The 20,608-nt window shown below is 61.3% G+C and carries 18 protein-coding genes; 14 read left to right on the forward strand and 4 right to left on the reverse strand.

Features of this window, described 5'->3' with window-relative positions:
* The 3 genes from QZ511_RS10090 to QZ511_RS10100 form a co-directional block, all read left to right on the forward strand.
* Positions 1-217 (forward strand): TonB-dependent receptor (locus QZ511_RS10090; protein ID WP_295802185.1); only part of this gene is annotated, 217 nt, incomplete at its 5' end.
* A gap of 125 nt (positions 218-342) precedes the next feature.
* Positions 343-1,836: a tryptophan halogenase family protein gene (locus QZ511_RS10095; RefSeq protein ID WP_295802186.1), complete on the forward strand. Its 1,494-nt coding sequence runs from the start codon at positions 343-345 to the stop codon at positions 1,834-1,836.
* 104 nt (positions 1,837-1,940) lie between these two features.
* Positions 1,941-3,464: a dipeptidase gene (locus QZ511_RS10100; protein ID WP_295802187.1), complete on the forward strand. Its 1,524-nt coding sequence runs from the start codon at positions 1,941-1,943 to the stop codon at positions 3,462-3,464.
* Positions 3,465-3,564: 100 nt separating this feature from the next.
* On the opposite strand, the gene QZ511_RS10105 is transcribed toward QZ511_RS10100, so the two are convergent.
* The gene (locus QZ511_RS10105; protein ID WP_295802188.1) at positions 3,565-4,410 is read right to left on the reverse strand and encodes a universal stress protein; all 846 of its coding nucleotides are present in this window, start codon (positions 4,408-4,410) and stop codon (positions 3,565-3,567) included.
* A 235-nt stretch (positions 4,411-4,645) separates the two neighbouring features.
* On the opposite strand from QZ511_RS10105, the gene QZ511_RS10110 reads away from it, so the two are divergent.
* The 11 genes from QZ511_RS10110 to QZ511_RS10160 all read left to right on the forward strand — a co-directional run bounded on the left by QZ511_RS10110 (position 4,646) and on the right by QZ511_RS10160 (position 15,106).
* The gene (locus QZ511_RS10110; RefSeq protein ID WP_295802189.1) at positions 4,646-6,391 is read left to right on the forward strand and encodes an alpha-amylase family glycosyl hydrolase; all 1,746 of its coding nucleotides are present in this window, start codon (positions 4,646-4,648) and stop codon (positions 6,389-6,391) included.
* 271 nt (positions 6,392-6,662) lie between these two features.
* A complete protein-coding gene (locus tag QZ511_RS10115) occupies positions 6,663-7,421 on the forward strand; it encodes a thermostable hemolysin (protein WP_295802190.1) in 759 nt (252 codons plus the stop codon).
* Between the two features lie 2 nt (positions 7,422-7,423).
* Positions 7,424-8,983, forward strand: a complete 1,560-nt coding sequence (locus tag QZ511_RS10120) for an AMP-binding protein (RefSeq protein WP_295802191.1) — start codon at positions 7,424-7,426, stop codon at positions 8,981-8,983.
* Positions 8,983-9,654: an iron-containing redox enzyme family protein gene (locus QZ511_RS10125; protein WP_295802192.1), complete on the forward strand. Its 672-nt coding sequence runs from the start codon at positions 8,983-8,985 to the stop codon at positions 9,652-9,654. Before QZ511_RS10120 ends, QZ511_RS10125 begins: the two co-directional genes overlap by 1 nt.
* 1 nt (position 9,655) lies before the next feature.
* On the forward strand, positions 9,656-10,483 hold the full coding sequence (locus QZ511_RS10130; protein WP_295802193.1) for an SDR family oxidoreductase: 828 nt from the start codon (positions 9,656-9,658) through the stop codon (positions 10,481-10,483).
* Positions 10,480-11,145, forward strand: a complete 666-nt coding sequence (locus QZ511_RS10135) for a tetratricopeptide repeat protein (protein WP_295802194.1) — start codon at positions 10,480-10,482, stop codon at positions 11,143-11,145. Before QZ511_RS10130 ends, QZ511_RS10135 begins: the two co-directional genes overlap by 4 nt.
* A 50-nt stretch (positions 11,146-11,195) precedes the next feature.
* Positions 11,196-11,858, forward strand: coding sequence for a response regulator transcription factor (locus QZ511_RS10140; RefSeq protein WP_295802195.1), 663 nt, complete (start codon positions 11,196-11,198; stop codon positions 11,856-11,858).
* On the forward strand, positions 11,855-13,243 hold the full coding sequence (locus QZ511_RS10145) for an ATP-binding protein (protein ID WP_295802196.1): 1,389 nt from the start codon (positions 11,855-11,857) through the stop codon (positions 13,241-13,243). The genes QZ511_RS10140 and QZ511_RS10145 overlap by 4 nt, the downstream gene beginning before the upstream one ends.
* Complete coding sequence (locus QZ511_RS10150) at positions 13,227-13,571, forward strand: cupredoxin domain-containing protein (RefSeq protein WP_295802197.1); 345 nt, start codon at positions 13,227-13,229, stop codon at positions 13,569-13,571. Before QZ511_RS10145 ends, QZ511_RS10150 begins: the two co-directional genes overlap by 17 nt.
* A gap of 19 nt (positions 13,572-13,590) precedes the next feature.
* Positions 13,591-14,397: an FTR1 family protein gene (locus tag QZ511_RS10155; protein WP_295802198.1), complete on the forward strand. Its 807-nt coding sequence runs from the start codon at positions 13,591-13,593 to the stop codon at positions 14,395-14,397.
* Positions 14,384-15,106 carry a hypothetical protein gene (locus tag QZ511_RS10160; RefSeq protein WP_295802199.1) on the forward strand — a complete coding sequence of 241 codons (723 nt, stop codon included), beginning with the start codon at positions 14,384-14,386 and terminating at the stop codon, positions 15,104-15,106. The genes QZ511_RS10155 and QZ511_RS10160 overlap by 14 nt, the downstream gene beginning before the upstream one ends.
* A gap of 61 nt (positions 15,107-15,167) precedes the next feature.
* Here QZ511_RS10160 and QZ511_RS10165 read toward each other — a convergent pair whose 3' ends face one another.
* The 3 genes from QZ511_RS10165 to QZ511_RS10175 form a co-directional block, all read right to left on the reverse strand.
* Complete coding sequence (locus tag QZ511_RS10165) at positions 15,168-16,004, reverse strand: DUF3014 domain-containing protein (RefSeq protein WP_295802200.1); 837 nt, start codon at positions 16,002-16,004, stop codon at positions 15,168-15,170.
* 128 nt (positions 16,005-16,132) lie between these two features.
* A complete protein-coding gene (locus QZ511_RS10170; protein WP_295802201.1) occupies positions 16,133-18,082 on the reverse strand; it encodes an alpha-amylase family glycosyl hydrolase in 1,950 nt (649 codons plus the stop codon).
* A gap of 21 nt (positions 18,083-18,103) precedes the next feature.
* On the reverse strand, positions 18,104-20,590 hold the full coding sequence (locus tag QZ511_RS10175) for a TIM-barrel domain-containing protein (protein WP_295802202.1): 2,487 nt from the start codon (positions 20,588-20,590) through the stop codon (positions 18,104-18,106).
* Between the last annotated feature and the right edge of the window lie 18 nt (positions 20,591-20,608).

A 20,608-nucleotide genomic window follows, 5' to 3' on the forward strand; every position in this document is an offset into this window, starting at 1 on the left:
GGTCGACGTAGTGGGTGAACCCCTGGTCGACGCGCAGATCGGTTACGACTTCGCTGAGTCCGGAATCGGCGGACTGGAAGGCCTGTCCGTGTTCCTGCAGGGGCAGAACCTGACCGACGAGCCGTTCACTACCCTGAGTGGCGATAACTCGCTGCAGGTTCGCGACTACCAGAGCTACGGCAGCACCTACCTGCTGGGTTTCAGCTACAAGCTGTAATTTTCAGTAGCTAGTCTCACGGGAAAGCCCTTGTAATCTCCGGTTACAAGGGCTTTTTTTATGCTCGGGCCAGACTATCAATAGGGCTGGTGAAGCGGAATGCGAAGCTGATAGAGGTACAGACTGTGCAAAATACAACAATAAAAAATCTGGTGATTCTCGGTGGCGGTACCGCCGGCTGGATGACCGCGGCGCTGATGGCCAAGGTACTGGGCAAGGTAATCAATATCACTCTGGTGGAATCCGAACAGATCGGCACCGTCGGCGTGGGCGAGGCCACCATCCCGCCCATTGTCAGTTTCAACCAGGCCCTGGGGCTGGAAGAAAAAGAATTTTTACGCGCGACCAGTGGCAGCATAAAACTGGGCATCCAGTTTGAAAGCTGGTCGCGGGAGGGCGAGCGCTATATGCACGCCTTTGGCGGCATCGGAAAAAACTTTCCCTTCTGCGATTTCTACAATTACTGGCTGCGCGCCCGGGCCGCCGGTGATACCGCCTCTTTCTGGGATTATTCGCTGAATTACCAGGCGGCGATGCAGAATAAATTCGCCCCGATAAAAAATATCCCCAACACCAACCTGCCGGGTATTTCCTACGCGTACCATTTCGATGCGGGGCTCTACGCGCAGTTTCTGCGCCGCTTTGCCGAGGCCAAGGGTGTCAAGCGAATAGAAGGCAAGGTCTGCGATGTGCGCCGCAACAGCGACAGCGGATTTGTAGAGAGCCTGTTGCTCGACAGTGGCCAGGTTGTCGAAGGCGACCTGTTTGTGGACTGCTCCGGATTTGTCGGACTGCTGATCGATAAAGCGGTGGCTAGCGAATACGACCAGTGGGACCAGTGGCTTCCCTGTGACCGCGCCATGGCGGTGCCGAGTGCGTCGGCGGGGGAAATCGTACCTTACACCCGCTCCATCGCCCGCGCCTGTGGCTGGCAGTGGCAGATTCCCCTGCAACACCGCACCGGCAATGGGCTGGTGTATTCCAGCCGGCACTGGAGCGATGAGCAGGCCCGTAAAGTGCTGCTGGCAAACCTCCCCGGTGAAGCACTGGCGGAACCGCGGGTGATTCCATTTCGCACCGGTCACCGCCGCCAGCAGTGGTGCAAGAATGTGGTGAGCCTGGGCCTTGCCAGCGGGTTTCTCGAGCCGCTGGAAAGCACTTCCATCCACCTGGTGCAGACTGCCGCAACGCGACTGCTCAAGTGCTTTCCCCATCGCGGAATCCGCGGCGAAGAAGTGGCGGAGTTCAATCGCCAGTCGCGGCTGGAGATGGAACGCATCCGCGATTTCATCATCCTGCACTACAAGGTCAACCAGCGCCGCGACAGCGACTTTTGGCGCCACTGTGAGGAGATGGCGGTGCCCGACAGCCTGCAGGCGAAAATCGATCTGTTCCGCAGCAGCGGCAAGGTATTCCGGGACTACGACGACCTGTTTACCGAGGTGGCCTGGCAGCAGGTGATGCTCGGGCAGGGAGTAGTGCCGCAAGACCATCACGTCATTGCCGATGGCCTGAGTGAGGGGCAGTTGCGCGACCTGATGCAGAGCCTGAAAACCCTGATCCGCGGCACCGTCAAGCAAATGCCGCCGCACCGGGCATTCCTGACCGCTGGTCGGTAATCGCAGCGGGCGGTCGCCGCGGCGCGGGGCGCGGGATTTGGTGCCGCAGGGCAGGTACAATACCTGCTTTGCCTGATCCCTTTCCCCGACACGAGGAGTGACCTGTGAAATTCCGATCCAAAATTGCGCAGATTGCGGCACCGCTGTTGCTCTGTCCGCTGGCTGCGGCGGCGAATGTTTCGCCGGTAGCCCAGAAGACCGCGGACTACGCGGTGGAGCACTACGAGGCGGCGATGACCGACACTCTCGCCGAGCTGGTGCAATTCAAGACCGTGGCGCGGGAAGACCTGCCGCTGGAGCAGAATCCGGAGTTCACCGGTTTCAAGCGCGCCCTGTGTGGCAAGGCCGAGGCGCTGGGGCTTGCGTGCGAGGACCACGGCTACGTGGTGATCGTGGCGCTGGGGCAGGGCAAGGAGAAGATCGGCATCGTCACCCACGGCGATGTGCAGCCGGCCAATCCGGCCAAGTGGAGCAAGAGCCCGTTTGAGCTGGATCGCACCAGCGAGCCGGGCAAGCTGATTGCCCGCGGCAGCGAGGACGACAAAGGGGCGATTGCCACCGCCCTCTATGCGATGAAGGCGATTGCGGACAAGGGCGTGCCGATGCAGCGGCGCGTGGAGCTGATTGTCTACCTGGGCGAGGAGTCCGACTGGGGACCGCTGCAGGCATTCCTGAAAGAATACGAGATGCCCGCCCACAACATCACCATCGACGCCAGTTACCCGGTGGTGACCGCGGAGAAGGGCTGGAGTGAGGTGCGCGCCACCTTCGCCGAAGCCGCGGTGGCGGACCAGGGCAAACCGTATCTGGGCGAATTCCACGGCGGCTATTTCCGCAGCCAGGTGCCGGACGAGGCCCACGCCAGCATCGTCAACCCGACCGCTGAGCTGGAAAAAGCGATCCGCGCCCGCGCAGCACAGCATCCGAAGGTGAAGTACGAGTTTGCAAGCAAGGACGGCGTGCTGGAAATCACTGCGCGCGGTGTCGCCACTCACAGTTCCGAGCCGGAACACGGTATCAATGCCATTGCCTTCCTGGCGGATGCGCTGGCTGCCTACGAGTGGCCGGCGAATGCCGCCGGCGCCACGGTGCGCTATATCAACGACCTGATCGGCACCGGGATCGTCGCGGAACAGTTCGGGGATATCGCCTACCGCGATGACTTTATGGGGCCGATGACCGGCGCCCTGACCATGGTGAAGGCCGACGACAAGGGGCTGACCAGCTACCTGAACCTGCGCCGCCCCACCGGCAAGAGCGCCGAGCTGCTGGACCGGCAGATCCACGCTGCCATCGACCGCTGGCAGCAGCACACCGGTATCCAGATGGCGGACGTGGGCGTGCACCTGGGGGAGCCCTACCGCGCGGATAACGCACCCCAGGTGGAGCCGCTGCTGCAGGTGTTCCGCCACTTTACCGGTATCGAGGACGCGGGGCCGGTAGCCATCGGCGGTTCCACCAACGCCAAACTGCTGCCCAATGCGGTGAGCTTCGGTCCGTCGATGCCGGGCAAGGCCTACACCGGGCACTCGGAGCACGAATTCATCACCGTGGATCAACTGCGCCTGAACCTGAAAATGTACACCGCGATGATGATCGAGATCGCGAACCTGCAAGCGGCCAAGTGATTCCGCACTGAGAGATCGACAACAAAAAAGGGACTGAAAATTCAGTCCCTTTTTTGTTTTCATTTTTGCTGCTGCTACCGTTGCCGGTAGACAGTCGGCCTCAGTGTTGGGTGGTGGTAAATGCGTTACACACCACCACATCGATATCCAGGGAGCCGATCACCCGCTCGGCAGTGTTGCCGCGCAGCAGCGAGCCGGTCTCGCCGTACTGGTTGAGCGTTCCCATCACCACCACGTCCGCACTGATCTCTCTGGCAATCTCCGCCACCACCTCGTTGGTATATCCGTGTTTCACATGGATGCGATCGGTGGGAACGCCGGTCTTGTCCGCCAGTTTGGCCAGGGCGCCGCGATCCGGATAGCGCATGGAGTCCAGGTAGGCATTCACCAGGTGCAGCTCGGCGCCGTACACCTCGGCAATGTAGCTGGCGCGCTCGGTGATCTGGCGGTTGAGCTGGCGCTGCTGGGTAGTTTTGGCCTGGTAGTTGACGGTAGCCAGCACCACCTTGCGGCGGTCCTTGGCACCGGGGCGGATCAGTACCACCGGGCACTTCGCCTGCTTCAGTACCTGCCACTTGGACTCTGCAAAGGTGAAGCGGCGGCTGCTGGTTTTGGCGTGCACCGGCAGGTAGATCATTTCTGCATTGCAGCGCTTGGATTCCTGAATAATCGCGGCCTGCCAGTCACTGGACCAGCACACGGAAATTTCAAACTCCACCCCGGCTTCCTGGATCGGGGTGCGGATCTGGTCGCGGAACCAGAATTCGTCGCGGAACAGGTGATCGTTCACCGCGCGGGTATCTACCGCCTCACCATCTACGGCGACGAATACCGCCAGCTTCGGCTGCGGATTGCGCTCGCGCGCGGTGGTCAGGGCGCGCTCCAGGGCAACGTGTTTGTCATCGTTGGGGTCTACCACAACGAATACCACGGGTTTCTCTTGCATGGTCACTCCTTAATGCTGGAATTTGCTTCCTTGGGATCAGTTTTTCTCTCTGGACCGCACCAACCGCCTGCGGCCGTGAATCATCGACTGCACGGTCAAGGTTATCACCGGGGCGCACAGTTTTCATCTCGCGCACGCCGACGGGCTACGCCCCACCCGGGGTTGATGCGAGCGCGCGGCAGTTGGTTAAAGTGGGCTGAAGTGATGACCGTTCGATAACGAATGAGAGAACATAATGAGAAAAATTGCCGGCATCATCGCCGCTCTGTCCCTTTCCACCTTGCCGCTGGCAGCCTGTAACGGCGAACACAGCGAGCAGGGTGTTGTGAAAGCAGAAGAATCTTTGCCGAAAGCGGCGGACGCCGCATTGACCCAGATCAAGGGCGGCCATCCGGACCCGTACTGGAACAACGCCACCATCTATTTCATGTTGCCGGACCGCTTCAACAACGGCAATCCGGACAACGATTTCGCCTATGGCCGCAAGGATGATGCCGCCTATATGCGCGGTTTCGTCGGCGGAGACCTGCAGGGCGTGATCGACAAGATCGAAGCCGGCTACTTTACCGACCTGGGTGTGGATGCCATCTGGATGTCGCCGGTGATCGAGAATATCCACGGCGCTGATGACGCAGACAAGCGCACCTACGCCTTCCACGGCTACTGGCCGAAGGACTGGACCGCGGTGGATGCCAATTTCGGCACCGAGCAGGACCTGGCTCGCCTGATCGAGGTGGCACATCAGCGCGGTATCCGCGTGCTGCTGGATGCGATCATCAACCACACCGGCCCGGTCACCGAACAGGACCCGGTGTGGCCATCAGACTGGGTGCGCACCAATCCGGTATGCGACTGGTCGAGTTTTGCCGGCAACGTAACCTGTGCAATTCACCCGAACCTGACCGACATCCTCACGGAAAGCGAAGCCCCGGTGGAGCTGCCGCCACAGCTGGTAGAAAAGTGGCAGGCGGAGGGCCGCCTGGCACAGGAGCAGGCGGAGCTGGATGCCTTTTTCGCGCGCACCGGTTACCCGCGCGCGCCCAAGTACTACATCGTCAAGTGGCTGACCGACTGGGTGCGTGAATACGGCGTGGACGGTTTCCGTGTGGACACCGTGAAGCACACCGAACCGGAAATCTGGGCGGTGCTCAAGAAGGAATCTGAACTGGCCTTTGCCGACTGGAAGGCGGCGAACCCGGACAGCAAAGTCGACGACCGCGACTTTTTCATGGTGGGCGAGGTCTACAACTACGGTGTGAATGATTTCTCCAGTAGCGACGGCCGCTTTTACGATTACGGCGACCGCAAGGTGGACTTCTTCAACTACGGTTTCGACAGCCTGATCAATATGGGCTTCGCCAGCCACGCCGCGCAGGATATGGACAGCATCTTCACCAGCTATTCCAACATCCTGCACGGTGGCGAACTGGACGGCGTGTCCATTCTCAATTACCTGGGCTCCCACGATGATCACGGCTCGTTCGATCGCGAACGCAAGCAGGTCAGGAGCGCAGCTCTGAAGCTGATGCTGGCCCCCGGTGCTGCACAGATTTATTACGGCGATGAAATCGCGCGACCGATGATCGACGAGCGCGCCTTCGGCGATGCTTCCATGCGTGTGCCGATGGACTGGGGCAGCCTGCAACAGCAAGGCACCCGCGAAATCCTGCATCACTGGCAGAAACTGGGGCAATTCCGCAAGGCGCACCTGGCGGTAGGTGCCGGTATACACCAGAGCCTGCAGCAGACGCCGTATGTTTTTTCCCGCGCACTGGCGGACGACAAGGTGCTGGTAGCGCTGGATATGCCCCCGGGCAAAAAGACCGTGGACGCATTCGGCGTGTTTGCCGAGGGCACTGTGGTGCGGGACTACTACTCCGGTGCGGAAGCGGTGGTACAGGATGGCAAGCTGCTGTTTGATACCGAATTTGATCTCCTGCTGATGGGCGCGCCATCGTCCAGCAGCGTGGTTTCGCGCTGACCGGGTCGGTAGATAGCTGATGAATCGTTTGATGGATCGTTTTGGTGCGGATCTTTTCCGTGGCGGTGTCTGACCGCATGTGACTCACTCTCTTTCCTCGTCGAAAGATTTGCCGGCATCAGCGTTGCGCTGTTGCCGGCTTTTTTATGCCTGCGTTCCGCCCGGGATGTGGCCCGGGGCGCCAGTTTGGCACCCGCGGCGTTTCTTAAGTTTGTCTTAATTTACCCCCCGTACACTGCCAGTCATTGCAGTCCAATCGGGAGAAATGGCAATGGCAGTAGATGTCCCCGCACAAATGACACCGTCCCCCCTTCTATTGAACGGTGTGCCTGGTGGCCTGGTGGTAAAGGGTGAGCAGGTGGTCGGGACTTCCCGTGCCCGCAGCATCGCGGGCAATAGCCCCCTCGGTTTTCGCCTGTGCGGCATCGACGGGGATCAGCGCATCCCGGTCGAAAGCTATATCACAGCCCAGTTTCGGGATGTTTACGGCGCCCGTATCCGCCACTTCCTGCCCTGGCTGCTGACCTGCGGCAAGGGCGATGAATTGCACGGAGTACTGGGGTTGCGCCGCGCCGAGCAGGAGCCGTTGTTTCTCGAACAGTACCTGGGGCTTCCGGTAGAGGAGGTGTTGAGCGCCGCGGCGGACGAACCGGTGGCGCGGGACGGCATCGTCGAAATCGGCAACCTGGTCGCCACCGCCCGCGGCAGCAGCCGGCTGCTATTTCTGATGCTGGCGGAGCTGTTCGCCGCCGCAGACCTCACCTGGGCCATTTTCACCGCCACCCCGGAAGTGCAGCACCTGCTGCAAAAGCTCACCGATAACCAGCGCGTGCTTTGTCGGGCCGACGGCGCCTGTCTGGGGACAGCGCTGGCGGACTGGGGGAGCTATTACGCCTGCCGCCCCGCCGTGGTCGCGATCAACGTCGATGCCGAGCGCCGCAAGCTCCTTGATCGCCCCCTGGTCGGGGAACTCCTCGCCGCCTGCCGGCCACAGGCCGCGGTCTTTGCCCGCCTGATGCAGGAGCAATGACGATGAACACCGCAAACACTTCACTGTTGATTGCGCAACTGCGCGAAGCGGCGGCAACCTTTCCCGGCCGTGCGGCACTGCTGGGGGACCGCCAGGGCTATACCTATGGCGAATTGCTGCAGGCGGTCGAGGCGCTCGCCGCGGACCTGCAAGCGCGCGAGTTGCGGGTGCTGGGGCTGTATGCCAACAACGGGCCAAACTGGCTGCTGGTGGATCTGGCCTGCCAGCTGGCCGGGGCTACCCTGGTACCGTTACCGGGATTCTTCTCCCCGCAGCAGTTGCAGCACACCATCAGTGCCAGCGGTATGCAGGCGCTGCTTACCGACATGCCGCTGAACTCTGCTGCCACCTTCGCCGACGCTTTTGCCGGCGACAGTGTCGAGCTGCCGGGCGGCCTGACCCTGCTGCGGGCGAAGTCGGTGCACCCGGCGGTGCTGCCCGCGGCCACCGCCAAGATCACCTTCACTTCCGGTTCCACCGGTACGCCGCGCGGGGTGTGCCTTTCCAATGCAACCCAGTTCGCCACCGCTCAGGCGCTGGCGACACGCCTTGCACCACTCGATTGCGCCACCCATCTGTGCCTGCTGCCGCTGGCAACCCTGCTGGAGAATGTCGCCGGTGCCTACACCTGCTGGCTGCTCGGAGGCACGGTGCTGGTGCCGGGACTCGAGCGTATCGGCTTCTCCGGCAGTTCTCAGCTGGACATGGCGCAGCTGTGTGAATGCATTGACGACCACCAGCCCGACAGCATGATTCTGTTGCCGCAGATGCTGAAGGCATTGCTGGACCGGGTCGAGCGCTGTGGCTGGCAGCCCCCGGCAACCCTGCAGTTTGTCGCCGTGGGTGGCGGCAAGGTGTCGGCGGATCTGTTGCGCTCGGCACACCTGCACGGGCTGCCGGTTTACGAGGGGTACGGGCTGTCCGAGTGCGGCTCGGTGGTGGCGTTGAATGTACCCGGCGCAGTGCGCGAGGGTGCGGCGGGCAAGCCGCTGCCTCACTGCGAAATTGCCCTGCGCGACGGCGAAGTGGTGGTGCGGGGCCCGCGTTACCTGGGGTATCTCGATGATGGCGATGCCGCACAGGACGAATGGCTGGCCACCGGTGACCTCGGCTCACTGGATGCCGACGGTTACCTGCATATCACCGGACGCAGCAAGAACATTCTGATCAGTTCCTATGGTCGCAATATTTCTCCGGAGTGGATCGAGAGCGAGCTGCTGCGCAGCCAGTCGATTCTGCAGTGTGTGGTCGTGGGCGATGCGCGCGCCTATTGCAGCGTGCTTTTACTGGCGCGCCCGGGAACCGAAATGACGGAGATCGAACAGTGGCTGGCAACGGTCAACGGCCTGCTGCCGGACTACGCGCGTGTCCGGCGCTGGGCACTGCTGCCGCAGCCGCTGTCCTTTGCCGACGGTCTGCTCACCGCCAACGGGCGCCCGCGCCGCGACGCTATCGCGCAGCGTTACGCAGACATCATCGAAAACCTGTACCCGTCATCCGAAACGCACGGTGCCGCTGCTGCGGAAACCTCTGCCGACGTATCTAAACCTGGAGTTGCCTGATGAATTTCTTTGACCAGTTACAGCGAGAAACCGAAAGCGAGCGCCAGCAATTGCTCGGTATCCCCGTGATCCAGCGCGGTGCGCGGGGGGAGATTCGCCTCGAGGAATACGTCGGTTTTCTGTCCCAGGCCTACCACCATGTAAAGCACACGGTGCCTTTGATGATGGCCTGTGGCAGTCGCCTGACAGACCGCCAGGAGTGGTTGCGGGAGGCACTGGCGGAGTATATCGAGGAGGAAACCGGTCACCAGGAGTGGATCCTGAACGACATCGCTACCTGCGGTGGCGATGCCGAGGCGGTGCGCCACGGCGCGCCCAACCTGAGTACCGAACTGATGGTGGCCTATGCCTACGACACCATCACACGGGGCAACCCGCTGGGCTTTTTCGGCATGGTGCACGTGCTTGAGGGCACCAGTATCCAGCTCGCGGATATGGTCGCCGGTGCCATCCAGCAATCCCTGGCACTGCCGAAGAAGGCCTTCAGTTACCTGAGTTCCCACGGCGCCCTGGATGTGGGCCACGTCGAATTTTTCCAGGGGCTCATGAACCGCATCGAAGATGACGATGACCAGCGCGCGATTGTGCACGGGGCAAAGGTTATTTATCGCCTGTACGGGGATATCTTCCGCGAGGTCGAATCCCGCGCGCGCCTGCCGGAGGTGGCCTGAAATGACTGCTGAGAAACTGGGACTGAATATCCTGTTGACCGGTGCCAGTGGCGGCATCGGCAGGGCCCTGGCCCACAGCCTGGCTGCCCGTGGGCACTGCCTGCTACTCCAGGGGCGCAACGCCCAGACGCTGGAACAGCTGCGCGAAGCGCTGCCCGACAAAAGCCGGCACATGACGCTCGCCGCTGACCTGTGCGATCCGCGCCAGCGCCAGCAGGTGGTTGCAACCTGCGCAGGGCTTGCCGGCGGTGTGGATGTGCTGATCAACAACGCCGGCGTCGCGCGATTCGCCCTGCTGGGCGATACCGATGATGCTGAGGTACGCAAAATTCTCGAGACCAATCTGCTGGTACCCATGGCGCTGACCAGGGACCTGCTGCCGCTGCTGCAACGCAGCGCGCAGGGGGCGGTGATCAATATCGGTTCCGCCTTCGGTCATATCGGCCACCCGGGATTCAGTATTTACGGTGCCAGCAAGTCGGGGCTGCACGGATTTACCGAGGCATTGCGCCGCGAGCTCGGAGACAGCCACGTAAAAGTGCACTACCTGGCCCCGCGCGCGGTGGACACCGCGCTCAACACGGAAGCCGTCAACGGGCTCAATCGCGCCCTCGGCAATCGCTCTGACTCGCCGCAACTGGTGGCGCAGCGCTGCGTGGACCTGCTCGATGGCAAGACCAGCGGCCGCCGCTTTATTGGCTGGCCGGAGCGTTTGTTTATCAAGGTCAACGCCCTGCTCCCCGCCGTGGTGGATGCGGCACTGATCAAGAAAATGCCGGTTATCCGCCGCTTTGCCCAACAAAACCTGACTGCCGGAGAATCCCTATGAGAATTTTACGCGCCACCAAACCAATTTTGCGTCCGCTGGTATTTGTGCTCCTCAGCGCACTTGCGTCACCTCTCCTGGCGGAAACCGCCGATGACAGTGTGCAGGCACTGCAGCGCCAGTGGGCGCAAATTCAATACCGCACGCCCGAGAAAGAGCGCGCCGACAAACTCGGCGCACTCACCCGGCAGGCGCAGGCCGCCACCGAGCGCTTTCCGCAAAGTGCGGCGGTGTGGACCTGGAGCGGTATCATTCGCGCATCCCACGCGGGCGCGATTCGCGGACTCAGCGCACTCTCCATCGTCAAGGCCGCCAGATCTGACCTGGAACGCGCGATTGAAATCGACGGCAGTGCGCTGGATGGCGCAGCCTATACCAGCCTCGGATCCCTCTATTACCACGTGCCCGGCTGGCCGATCGGCTTCGGGGATGATAAAAAGGCCAGAACCTATCTGTTGAAAGGGCTGGAATACGGCGCCCAGGATGTGGATGCCAACTATTTCTATGCCGACTATCTTTTCCAGCAGAAGGATTACACCCAGGCTCTGGATTACGCCGGCCGCGCGGAAAAGATCCCTGCAGACCCGCAGCGCCCGCTGGCCAGCGAGGGGCGCCTGGGTGAGATCAAAAACCTGCAGGCCAAAATACAGAAGAAACTGCACTGATACTGTGTGAATTTCCGGGGATATGTCCGGCGGGGGTATGCGGATAAGGTATGCGGATACTGTTGATTGAAGACGATCAATCCCTGGCGGATGGCATTGCCACGGCGTTGCGCCGTGAAGGTTATGCGCTGGATCACGCGCCATCCGGCAAGCAGGGCATGGCCCTGGCCCGGGCGGCGCAGCCCGACCTGATCGTGCTCGATCTCGGCCTGCCCGATGTTGACGGCCTGTCGGTACTGAAATCCCTGCGCGGTTACCAGATTAAAACCCCGGTGCTGATCCTGACCGCCCGCGACGACCTGCCGTCAAAGGTGCAGGGCCTGGACGCCGGCGCCGACGACTACCTCACCAAGCCCTTTGCGGTCGACGAATTGCTGGCGCGCCTGCGCGCGCTGGAGCGCCGTGTCGGCAGCGCCGGGTCCGCGGAAGTTGTCATCGGCAAGGTCGCGATCAACCTGGCCACCCACTCGGTCAGTTATGCCGGCGATCCGGTGCGCCTGTCGCGCCGGGAGTTCAGTCTGTTGCGCGCGCTGGCGGAGCGGCCCGGGCATATCCTCAGCCGCGAGCAGCTGGAGGACAAACTGTACAGCTGGGGCGAGTCGGTGGCGAGTAACACCGTCGACGTGCACATCCACAACCTGCGCAAAAAAATCAGCCCGGAAATCATCCAGACCATTCGCGGTGTCGGTTACAAACTCGGGTCGCCCCAGTGAAGTCGATCCGCACGTTTCTCCTGATTGCCCTGCTGTCTACCATTACCCTGGTGAATTTTATCGCCGCGCTGCACGGTTACCGCGCCAGTATGGAGGAAGCGCAGAAGCTGTTTGACCGCCAGATAATGGCCACCGCGGGACTGCTGGCGGCACTGCCGGTGCCGCAAACCGGCGACCGGGTTGTGGAAGAAAATGACCTGCAGGCATTTCAGGTCTGGAGCGACGGCGGACAGCTGTTGTTGCGTTCGGGCAACGCCCCCGAGACACAGATTGGCCAGAGGTCCGAAGGTTTCAGCGAACTGAATTTTTCCGGCTTCCGCTGGCGGGTATACAGTCAGCGAGGTGCCGCCGGTCACTGGATTCAGGTGGCAGAGCGGGTGGACCTGCGCTACCGGCTGGCGGATGAGGTGATACTGCAGTCGGTACTGCCAATCCTGCTGGGATTGCCCGCCGCCGGGTTGCTGATCTGGCTGGTGATCGGGCGCGGTCTCTCGAGCCTCAGGAATCTTGCGGAGGAATTGCGCAACAAGCGCGCCGAAGACCTGAGCCCGCTGACTCTGGCGGCGCCTCCGGAGGAACTACAACCGCTGGTGCACTCCACCAATGCGCTGTTGAACCGGTTGCGTGCCTCGTTTGAGCGGGAGCGGCGCTTTTCCGCGGATGCCGCCCACGAGCTGCGTACACCCATCAGCGCGATACAGGTGCACGCGGAAAACCTGGCAAAGGAACTGCAGCTGCGCGATGGCGGTGAGCCGCCGGAATCACTGGCGCAATTGCAGCGCAGCGTTGCGCGCATGACGCATCTGGTGGAGCAGATGCTCAACCTGTTCCGCACCACACCGGAACACTACCCGGCGCGTTTCGAACCCATTGACCTGCACCGGCTGGCGCGTGAAATGATCGCGGAACTCTACCCCGCCTTCGCGCAAAAAAATCAGGAAGTGGAGCTTGAGGGGACCGCTGCGCAAATTCAGGGGGACCAGTTTGCGCTGGTAATACTGCTGCAGAACCTGCTTGCCAATGCCAGTAAATACACCCAGGACGGCGGCCGTGTCGTGGTCACAGCCATACCCGAGGGAGAGCAAGTTCTGCTGCGGGTGGAAGACAACGGCCCGGGCATTTCCGATGCCGAGCGTGAACGGGTATTTGAGCGCTTTTACCGGGTCGGTGGCGACCGCCACGCCAGTGCGACGTCCGGCTGCGGCCTCGGGCTTTCCATCGTACAACACATTGCCGAGCTGCATCGTGCGCAAGTCCGGTTGGGCACGTCTTCATTTGGTAGCGCACAGACGCCGGGGTTGTCGGTAGAGATTGTGTTCCCGAAAACAATAAATACCGTGAACGATACGGCTGAGGATATCCCCGCTAATGAAACTACCCTCTGAAAACCCGGTGCGGATTTTTGTTGCTCTCACCGCACTGTTGTTGCCCATGGTGGTGAATGCCGCGCGCCCGGTACTGGAGCTGGAAATCCGCGATCATCTGTTTTATCCGTCGGTATTGAAAATACCGGCGAATACCAAGGTAAAACTGATTGTCTACAACCGCGACCCGACACCGGAAGAATTCGAGAGCTACGAGCTCAACCGGGAAAAAGTGATTATGGGCGGGCAGAAGGCGATTGTGTTTATCGGGCCACTGGCGCCCGGCGAATACCCCTTTTTCGGCGAGTTCAACCCGAAAACCGCCCAGGGCAAGGTGGTGGCGGAATGAATAGGGTGAGAATAACAACATGTTGCTGACCAGTGTCATTCTCGTGCTGCGCGAAGTGCTGGAGGCAGCGCTATTACTCAGCATTCTGCTGGCGATGAGCCGCTTCCTGGCGCTGCAGACCCGCTGGATCTATATCGCGTTAACCGCGGGGGTTCTGGGTTCGGTGGTCTATGGCCAGTATCTGGGCACGGTATCGGAGCTGTTCGAGGGCATGGGCCAGGAAATCGTGAATGCGGCACTGCAGTTCACGATCTACGGGTTGCTGCTGCTGATCGGTGTGTTGCTGATTCTCAACCGCAGCGGGGAAGCGCGATATCTGCAGCTGCTGCAGTGGGCGATGGTGCTGGCGGTTGCGCTGGCGGCCCTGCGCGAGGGGGCGGAAATCTATATCTACCTCATCGCATTCCGCGAGCAGGCGGAATTGCTGCAGGGAGCGCTGCTGGGTGCCCTGATCGGCGGCGGCATCGGGTTCAGTATCGGTGCGCTGTTTTATTACCTGTTACTGGGGCTGCCGCGCCGCCGTCGGCTTATTTGCGCGCTGGTGTTGTTGTCGCTGGTCGCCGCGGGACTCTGCCTGCAGGCGACGCAGTTGCTGGAACAGGCCGACTGGCTGCCGGCACAGCAGCCACTGTGGGACACCTCGGGATTGCTGTCGGAAAACTCCGTAATGGGGCAGTTGCTGTATGCGCTGTTGGGCTACGAGGCGACGCCCACGCCGAATGTCATCGCGGCGTATTTGATCGGCCTGGTGTTGATGGTGACGCTGTTGATTTCTGTGTGGTTGAAAACCCGTATGCCGGGGGTGGCTGTTGATGTATATGTGTAGATTCCGCTGGTTGTTGTCACTGCCGTTGTTATTGCCAAGCCTGCCGGTCCTGGCCGACGGCAATCTGGTGGACCGGGTGTACGATCCCTACGTGCAGCCGCTGGAGACCGAAATCGAATGGCGCACACTGCGGTTGCGGGACACTGATGACCCGAGCAGGGACCGGCAGTGGCTGCACCGGCTGGGGATTGGCTACGGCTTTTCCGAGCGGTTTTTCGGCGAGATCTACGGCATTGGTGAAAGGCGTCCCGACGAAAGCTTCGAGCTGGAGGCGGTGGAGCTGGAGGGAAAATGGCAGCTCACCGAACAGGGAGAGTACGCCGCGGACTGGGGCATGCTGTTTGAACTGGAGCGGGAGTTTGGCGCTAACGCCTGGGAGGCATCGGCCACCCTGATTGCGGCCCGCGAGTGGGGGCGCTGGGTTGGCACGGCCAATGTGGCGGCGATTTACGAATGGGGCAGCGGCGTGGTCGACGAGTCCGAGTCTGAGGTCCGCGCCCAGGCGCGCTATCGCTGGTCGCCGGTGTTTGAACCGGCGCTGGAGCTCTACGCGGCGGAGGATCTGCTCGGAGTAGGGCCGGTAATCGTCGGTGCCTGGCGCCTGTCCGGAGGCCGGCAGTTGCGCTGGGAGGCGGGGATTATCCAGGGGCTGACGGACGAAAGCCCGGACCAGAGCCTGCGCCTGTTACTGGAATACGAGTTCTTTTGACCGCGGCCTGTGTGCCGGCGCAGGTTTGCGGGCACACAGGCGCAAGCGCCGGGCAAGCCTGTTATTCGCTCGGCAGGTTCTGCAGCGCCGCTTTCAGCTCCCGCAGTTTTTCCTTCACCCGCGCGGCATTGTCCGGTCCCATGCGAATCATCAGTTTGTGCAGGCCGGGCATTTTTTCCAGCTGCTCGTCTTCAAACTTGTAGTACACGGTGGGGCGCACCAGCTTGACCGGTCCTTCGATCTCCGGCGCTGCCAGCGCCTGGTCGATGGCGGCCAGTACTGCCGCGTGGAAATTCTTGTTCTTGAGGCCCAGCTCGCCGTAGGCCTGTTTCAGGCGCGGGTACCAGAACTGGTAGAGGCCGACGGCCTTGTCGGTGTCCACCATGGCAAACAGGCGCACCGGCTGGTCGTAGCGCTGGTAATTTTCCTGGGAGAGTACATACACCTTGGCGCCGTCGGTGCGGGTTTCCAGATCTTTGACCGCGATACTGCCCTGGAGGTTGGTAAAGGGGCGGTTCTTGTGCATCAGGTCGCCCTTGGTGGCGGTATTCACCGCGGCAACCCATTTGCGCACCACTTCGTCCGGCACTATCCATTTGGCCAGGGCGCCATCGGCGGACAGGCTGATGATATCGTTGCGGGCTTCCTTGTCACTGTCATTCAGCGCGGGCAGTTCCCGCGGAGGCTCTTTCGGCTCGGCGGGTTCCGGTGCCGGTGGAATTTCCGGCTCCTCGGGCTCCTCCAGGTCGACGCCGCTGTCGGCAACCGGGGGCTGTTCGGTCACCGGTGCGGGTACCTCGGGTTCCGGCGCGTCCCGCATCGCAAACCAGTAGATGCCAAACAGCACCGCTGCCACCACCAGCAGTGCAATGAACCAATCCCGTATAGACCCGCCCATCTGCCTTCTCCTCCTGTTGAATTCTGCGCGCTCTCATCAGTGTAATCCACTGACTGTGAAGTCTACGACAGTATCCGGTGCTTAAGGTTTCCGTGCAAACGGTGCGGGTATTACTGCGGGATTTGCCCTTATCGCTGTAGTTTCAGGATGCGGCCGGACAGGGGCGCCAGTTTGAGTGTGGCCGCGCCATTGCCCTCGCTGTCGACCACCAGTTCCGCGCTGCCCTCCTGCAATTGGTCGGTAAGTGCGTACTTACCGGGAGCCAGTTCCCAGCTCTCGGTCAGGGCCTGCGGCAGTTTGAGCGCAATCTCCCGCGCGCTGTCGGCGAAGTTGGCGATCACCAGCAGTCTTTCGCTGTCGTCGAACCGCGCAAAGCTGAACAGCTGCTCGTCGTAACCTTGGCCGTGCTCGCGGTTGAACCTGTGCAGGTCGCGGTATTCGCCGGTGAGTGCGCTGCTTTCGCGGGTGAAATTCAGCAGCGTGCGGTAGAAGCCGCGCAGCGCCTGTTCGTCTTCACGGAGATTTTCGCTGTTAAATTCACCGTGATTATTCCAGCGGCGAATGGTCGGTACCGACCAGTAATCGAAGATGGTGGTGCGGCTGGCCTTGCCGAAGCCCGCATCGCCGGCGCCGGGCTCGCCCAGTTCCTGGCCGAAGTAGAGCAGGGTGGGTGCGCCGCTGATGGTGGCGGAAACGATCATTGCGGGAACGCCCGCGCGCGGGTTGCCGGCAAACTCCGGACTGGCGATGCGCTGCTCGTCGTGGTTTTCCAGGAAGCGCAGCATATTGTCCTCGATACCTGCGAGGCTGGTCTGAATGCCTACCAGCGGATCGGTGCCGGCCTTGCCTTCCATCACCGCGCGGATTGCATCGTAGGTGCCGACCTTGTCGTAGAGGTAGTCCATCTTGCCCAGGTGAATGTAATCCCGGTACAGGTCGGGCTGGTAAATTTCCGCAAGCAGCAGGGTGCCCGGTTGCTGCATTTTGATCCCGGAGTTGAGGTAGCTCCAGAACGCCACCGGCACCATGCCGGACATGTCGAAACGGAAGCCGTCTACCCCCAGCGCAAGCCAGTAATCGGTGATCTGGCGAAACTTCTTCCAGCTGTCGGGCACGTCTTTGTCCGCCCAGAAGGCGGCGTGGGCACGGTAATCCTTCTGCGCATAGTCAGCGGGCAGCTCGGGGAAGTCGTGGCTGCCGTCCGGGCGCACACCGAAATTGATTTTTACCGCCTCGTACCAGTCATTCTGGGCCGGCTGTGGTGCACGGCTGCCGTTGCCGGTCCACTTTGCGGGCACTTCTTCGAACTTGCCGTCCGCCAGCGGGTGGCTTTCTCCATTCAGGGGCTGGTAGCCATCTTCCGCCGCCGGCACCCGGAAGGGTTCGCCCGGCACATAGTAGAAATTATTGTCGCGGGCATAGGCCACGCTGGTGTCGTCATCGGCACCGAAGTCGCGCACGCCTTCCGGCTTCGCCAGCGAGTGATATTTGCGTGCAACGTGGTTGGGCACGATATCGATAATGACCTTGAGGCCGGCGTTGTGGGAGCGCTCGATCAGCGCGCGGAATTCCTCCAGGCGCCTGGACGGGTCGTCTGCCAGGTCCGGGTTGACGGAATAGTAATCCTTGATGGAGTAGGGAGACCCGGCGCGGCCCTTCACCACATCCGGATCGTCGTTGGCAATGCCGAATTCACTGTAGTCGCGCACCATCGCGTGGTGCAGGGCGCCGGTGTACCAGATGTAATTGGCACCCAGGTCGCGGATCTGTTGCAGCGCTTCCGGGGTGAAGTCGCTGAACTTGCCCACGCCATTTTCTTCGATGGTGCCCCAGGGTTTGTTGGTGGTATTGGTGTTGCCGAACAGGCGTGTCAGCACCTGGTAGATCACCGGCTTGCCAAAGGTGGACACCGGCGATTCAGTCTCCGCGGTGGATGTAGTTGCGGCAGGCGTAGCAACAACCTGTTCAGCGCGCTCGGTTTTAAACTCGGTCTTTTCGTCAGAGGGTGTGGAATCACAGCCAGTGAGTGCGGTGGCGGCGATTGTAGCGGCCAAAAGCAGTCGGGAAAAATTTTTCATAACAGCGGATACTTTCTTTGATTATTCGGTGATCGCGAGGGCGAGGTCTTCTTTGCCCCAGGGGAATTTCACCCGCAGGGTCTTGCTGCGCTTGTCGAAGTAAGCGGTGTTTTCGGTCAGCTCGGACTCCCGTTTTACCAGCGGCACTGCCACGTTGCCGAGCGCAATGCTCGCGGGTGCCTGCTGCCAGTTGTGCAGTACCAGATCCAGCGAACGGGTGTCTGGGGCGCCGGCGTAGCCGTTGCCGCTGCGGGCAAAGGCAAAGCGACGGGTGTTGTTCTCGCGTTTGCTGCTGAAACTCAGTTTTTCGTATTCCCCCCTGGCGAAGGCATTCGCGGTTACACCGTCATCTTCATAGATGTAGGCAGACGAGGCATCGACGGATCGATCCGCGTAGTAATCGAGGCGCAGATAGCGACTGGAGTACTCGCGGGTATTCTTCATATCCGCCACGGTGGGGATAAAGGCTCCGGCGCGCACCAGCACCGGAATGGTGTCCAGTTCCACTTCCACTTCTGCGGTGTCGCCGCGGTAGGCGTCGTCGGTCCAGTAATCAAACCAGACACCACCGGGCAGCTGGATCTCCACCTCGTCGATATCCTCATCCGTAACCGGTGCCACCAGGAAGTCGTTGCCCCACAGGTAGGCATCCTTGTTGTCCATCAGCGCCAGGTCGGAATCGTTTTCGAAAAACAGCGGGCGCATCAGTGGCATACCGGTCTGGCTGTTTTCAAATGCCAGGGTGTAGTTGTAGGGCAGCAGGCGGTAGCGCAGCTTCACATACTCCCGCAGGATGTTGCGGGTCTTGCGGTCGTGGAATACGGGCTCCGGGGCAATGTGTTCCTGGGCGTGGGGGCGGTATACCGGCTGGAATACACCGTACTGCAGCCAGCGGATATACAGTTCGCGATCAAACTTCTCGCCGTCGGCAAAGCCGCCGAGGTCGGAGTGGGTGTAGCCGAAACCCAGCAGTCCCATCTGCAGGGCCAGTTCCACCTGGGGTTTGAGACCGCCCCAGCTGCGGGCCACATCACCGGTCCAGGGGATCATGCCGAAGCGCTGGGAGCCGGGGAAACCGGCGCGCATCATGATGAACGGGCGCACGTCGGGGCTGCCCGCTTTCTCGTTATCAAACAGCATCTGTGCCCAGCGGTGGCCGTAGGCGTTGTGGATTTCGTCGGCCATACCGATTTCGTGCACGGTGTCGGAGGGGTGTACTTCCGGCTCACCCAGGTCGCCCCACCAGCCGGCCACGCCCTGATCCTTCAGGCCCTGGTAGATATTCCAGAACCAGTTGCGGCCGTCTTCGGAAAAAACATCAATCAGGCCGGTGTTGCCGAAGTAGAAATCGAATTGCTTGGGGTCGCCGGCCAGGTTTTTCGCCAGCGCATTCTGCGCAACCGCATCGTCCCAGCGCTCGGAGGTGGAGAGCACGAAAGGCTCGGTGACCAGAATGGTATTGATGCCGCGCTCCTGCAGGTCCGACATCATTTTAACCGGCTGCGGGAAGGCATTTTTGTCCCACGCCAGGTTGCCCATATGGCCCTTGATATCCGGGCCGAACCAGTAGAGGTCCAGCACCAGTGCATCCAGCGGGAAATCTTCCTCGGCAAACCTGGTCACGGTATCGCGCACTTCCCGCTCACTGTGATAACCGAAACGGGAAGCGAAGTTGCCCAGTGCCCAGCGCGGCGGCATCGGCTGGTGGCCGGTGACGTCCACGTAGTTGTTGATCAGCTGCGGGTAGGTTTCGCCAGCGACCACGATATAGGCGGTGCGCCCGGCAACCGCTTCAAACTGCATCACATCCTTTTCACTGGCACCGAGATCCATGGTGCCGGTGGCGCTGTTGTCGAACAGCAGGATGTATTTGTTGCTGCTCATCACCGCCGGTAGGCCGAAATACATCTGCTCGGATTCGGTGGAGTAGCCGTAGTGGGCCTTGTTGTACAGCGGCAGGCGATGACCGCGGCGGTCCATGCCCAGCACACGCTGGCCACCGCCGATCAGCTTTTCCTGATCCTGCAGGGCGAAGCGGAAACCGCGCATGGTTTCATTGGCGAAGAAACCGTGCTCTTCCGCCAGCAGCGGCTGGCCGTCGCGCAGGTATTCGATGGAGAAGGGCGACTTCTGTACCACCGCGGTCAGGGTGCCGAGGGAGTAGTGCAGGGCAGTTTCGGATTCACTGAGGTTGCCGGAAATGGCCGGCAATGACTTCTGTGAATGCTGGTCTGCGCGCGCAAACGACGGCAGCTGCTTGAGTCCCTCGCGCTGGTACTGCACTTCAAATGCGGCGTTATTCAGCGGTGTCAGGGTAACCTGGCTGTCGCTGGTCTGGATAACCAGGGCGCCGTCCCGTAGCTGGTGGCTTAGGTAGGCGCGCTGTTTTTCTGCCGCGTCGGCCGCCGCGGCCTGCAGGGCCGTAAACGGCAGTGCCAGCATCATCAGTCCCAGGCCCCAGCCAAAGCCTAAACCCAGTGTCGTGCGCGGCTTATTGTGTTCTCTCATTCTTTCTCTCTTTTTCCT

It is taken from the genome of uncultured Microbulbifer sp., from assembly GCF_913055755.1.
In the GTDB taxonomy this organism is placed as follows: Bacteria; Pseudomonadota; Gammaproteobacteria; order Pseudomonadales; family Cellvibrionaceae; genus Microbulbifer.

What these genes read in the sequence shown, in the direction of transcription:
- QZ511_RS10105 (WP_295802188.1), bottom strand. Translation starts at nt 4,410, where the DNA reads ATGCAAGAGAAACCCGTGGTATTCGTTGTGGTAGACCCCAACGATGAC.
- QZ511_RS10110 (WP_295802189.1), top strand. Translation starts at nt 4,646, where the DNA reads ATGAGAAAAATTGCCGGCATCATCGCCGCTCTGTCCCTTTCCACCTTG.
- QZ511_RS10115 (WP_295802190.1), top strand. Translation starts at nt 6,663, where the DNA reads ATGGCAGTAGATGTCCCCGCACAAATGACACCGTCCCCCCTTCTATTG.
- QZ511_RS10120 (WP_295802191.1), top strand. Translation starts at nt 7,424, where the DNA reads ATGAACACCGCAAACACTTCACTGTTGATTGCGCAACTGCGCGAAGCG.
- QZ511_RS10125 (WP_295802192.1), top strand. Translation starts at nt 8,983, where the DNA reads ATGAATTTCTTTGACCAGTTACAGCGAGAAACCGAAAGCGAGCGCCAG.
- QZ511_RS10130 (WP_295802193.1), top strand. Translation starts at nt 9,656, where the DNA reads ATGACTGCTGAGAAACTGGGACTGAATATCCTGTTGACCGGTGCCAGT.
- QZ511_RS10135 (WP_295802194.1), top strand. Translation starts at nt 10,480, where the DNA reads ATGAGAATTTTACGCGCCACCAAACCAATTTTGCGTCCGCTGGTATTT.
- QZ511_RS10140 (WP_295802195.1), top strand. Translation starts at nt 11,196, where the DNA reads ATGCGGATACTGTTGATTGAAGACGATCAATCCCTGGCGGATGGCATT.
- QZ511_RS10150 (WP_295802197.1), top strand. Translation starts at nt 13,227, where the DNA reads ATGAAACTACCCTCTGAAAACCCGGTGCGGATTTTTGTTGCTCTCACC.
- QZ511_RS10155 (WP_295802198.1), top strand. Translation starts at nt 13,591, where the DNA reads ATGTTGCTGACCAGTGTCATTCTCGTGCTGCGCGAAGTGCTGGAGGCA.
- QZ511_RS10160 (WP_295802199.1), top strand. Translation starts at nt 14,384, where the DNA reads ATGTATATGTGTAGATTCCGCTGGTTGTTGTCACTGCCGTTGTTATTG.
- QZ511_RS10165 (WP_295802200.1), bottom strand. Translation starts at nt 16,004, where the DNA reads ATGGGCGGGTCTATACGGGATTGGTTCATTGCACTGCTGGTGGTGGCA.
- QZ511_RS10170 (WP_295802201.1), bottom strand. Translation starts at nt 18,082, where the DNA reads ATGAAAAATTTTTCCCGACTGCTTTTGGCCGCTACAATCGCCGCCACC.
- QZ511_RS10175 (WP_295802202.1), bottom strand. Translation starts at nt 20,590, where the DNA reads ATGAGAGAACACAATAAGCCGCGCACGACACTGGGTTTAGGCTTTGGC.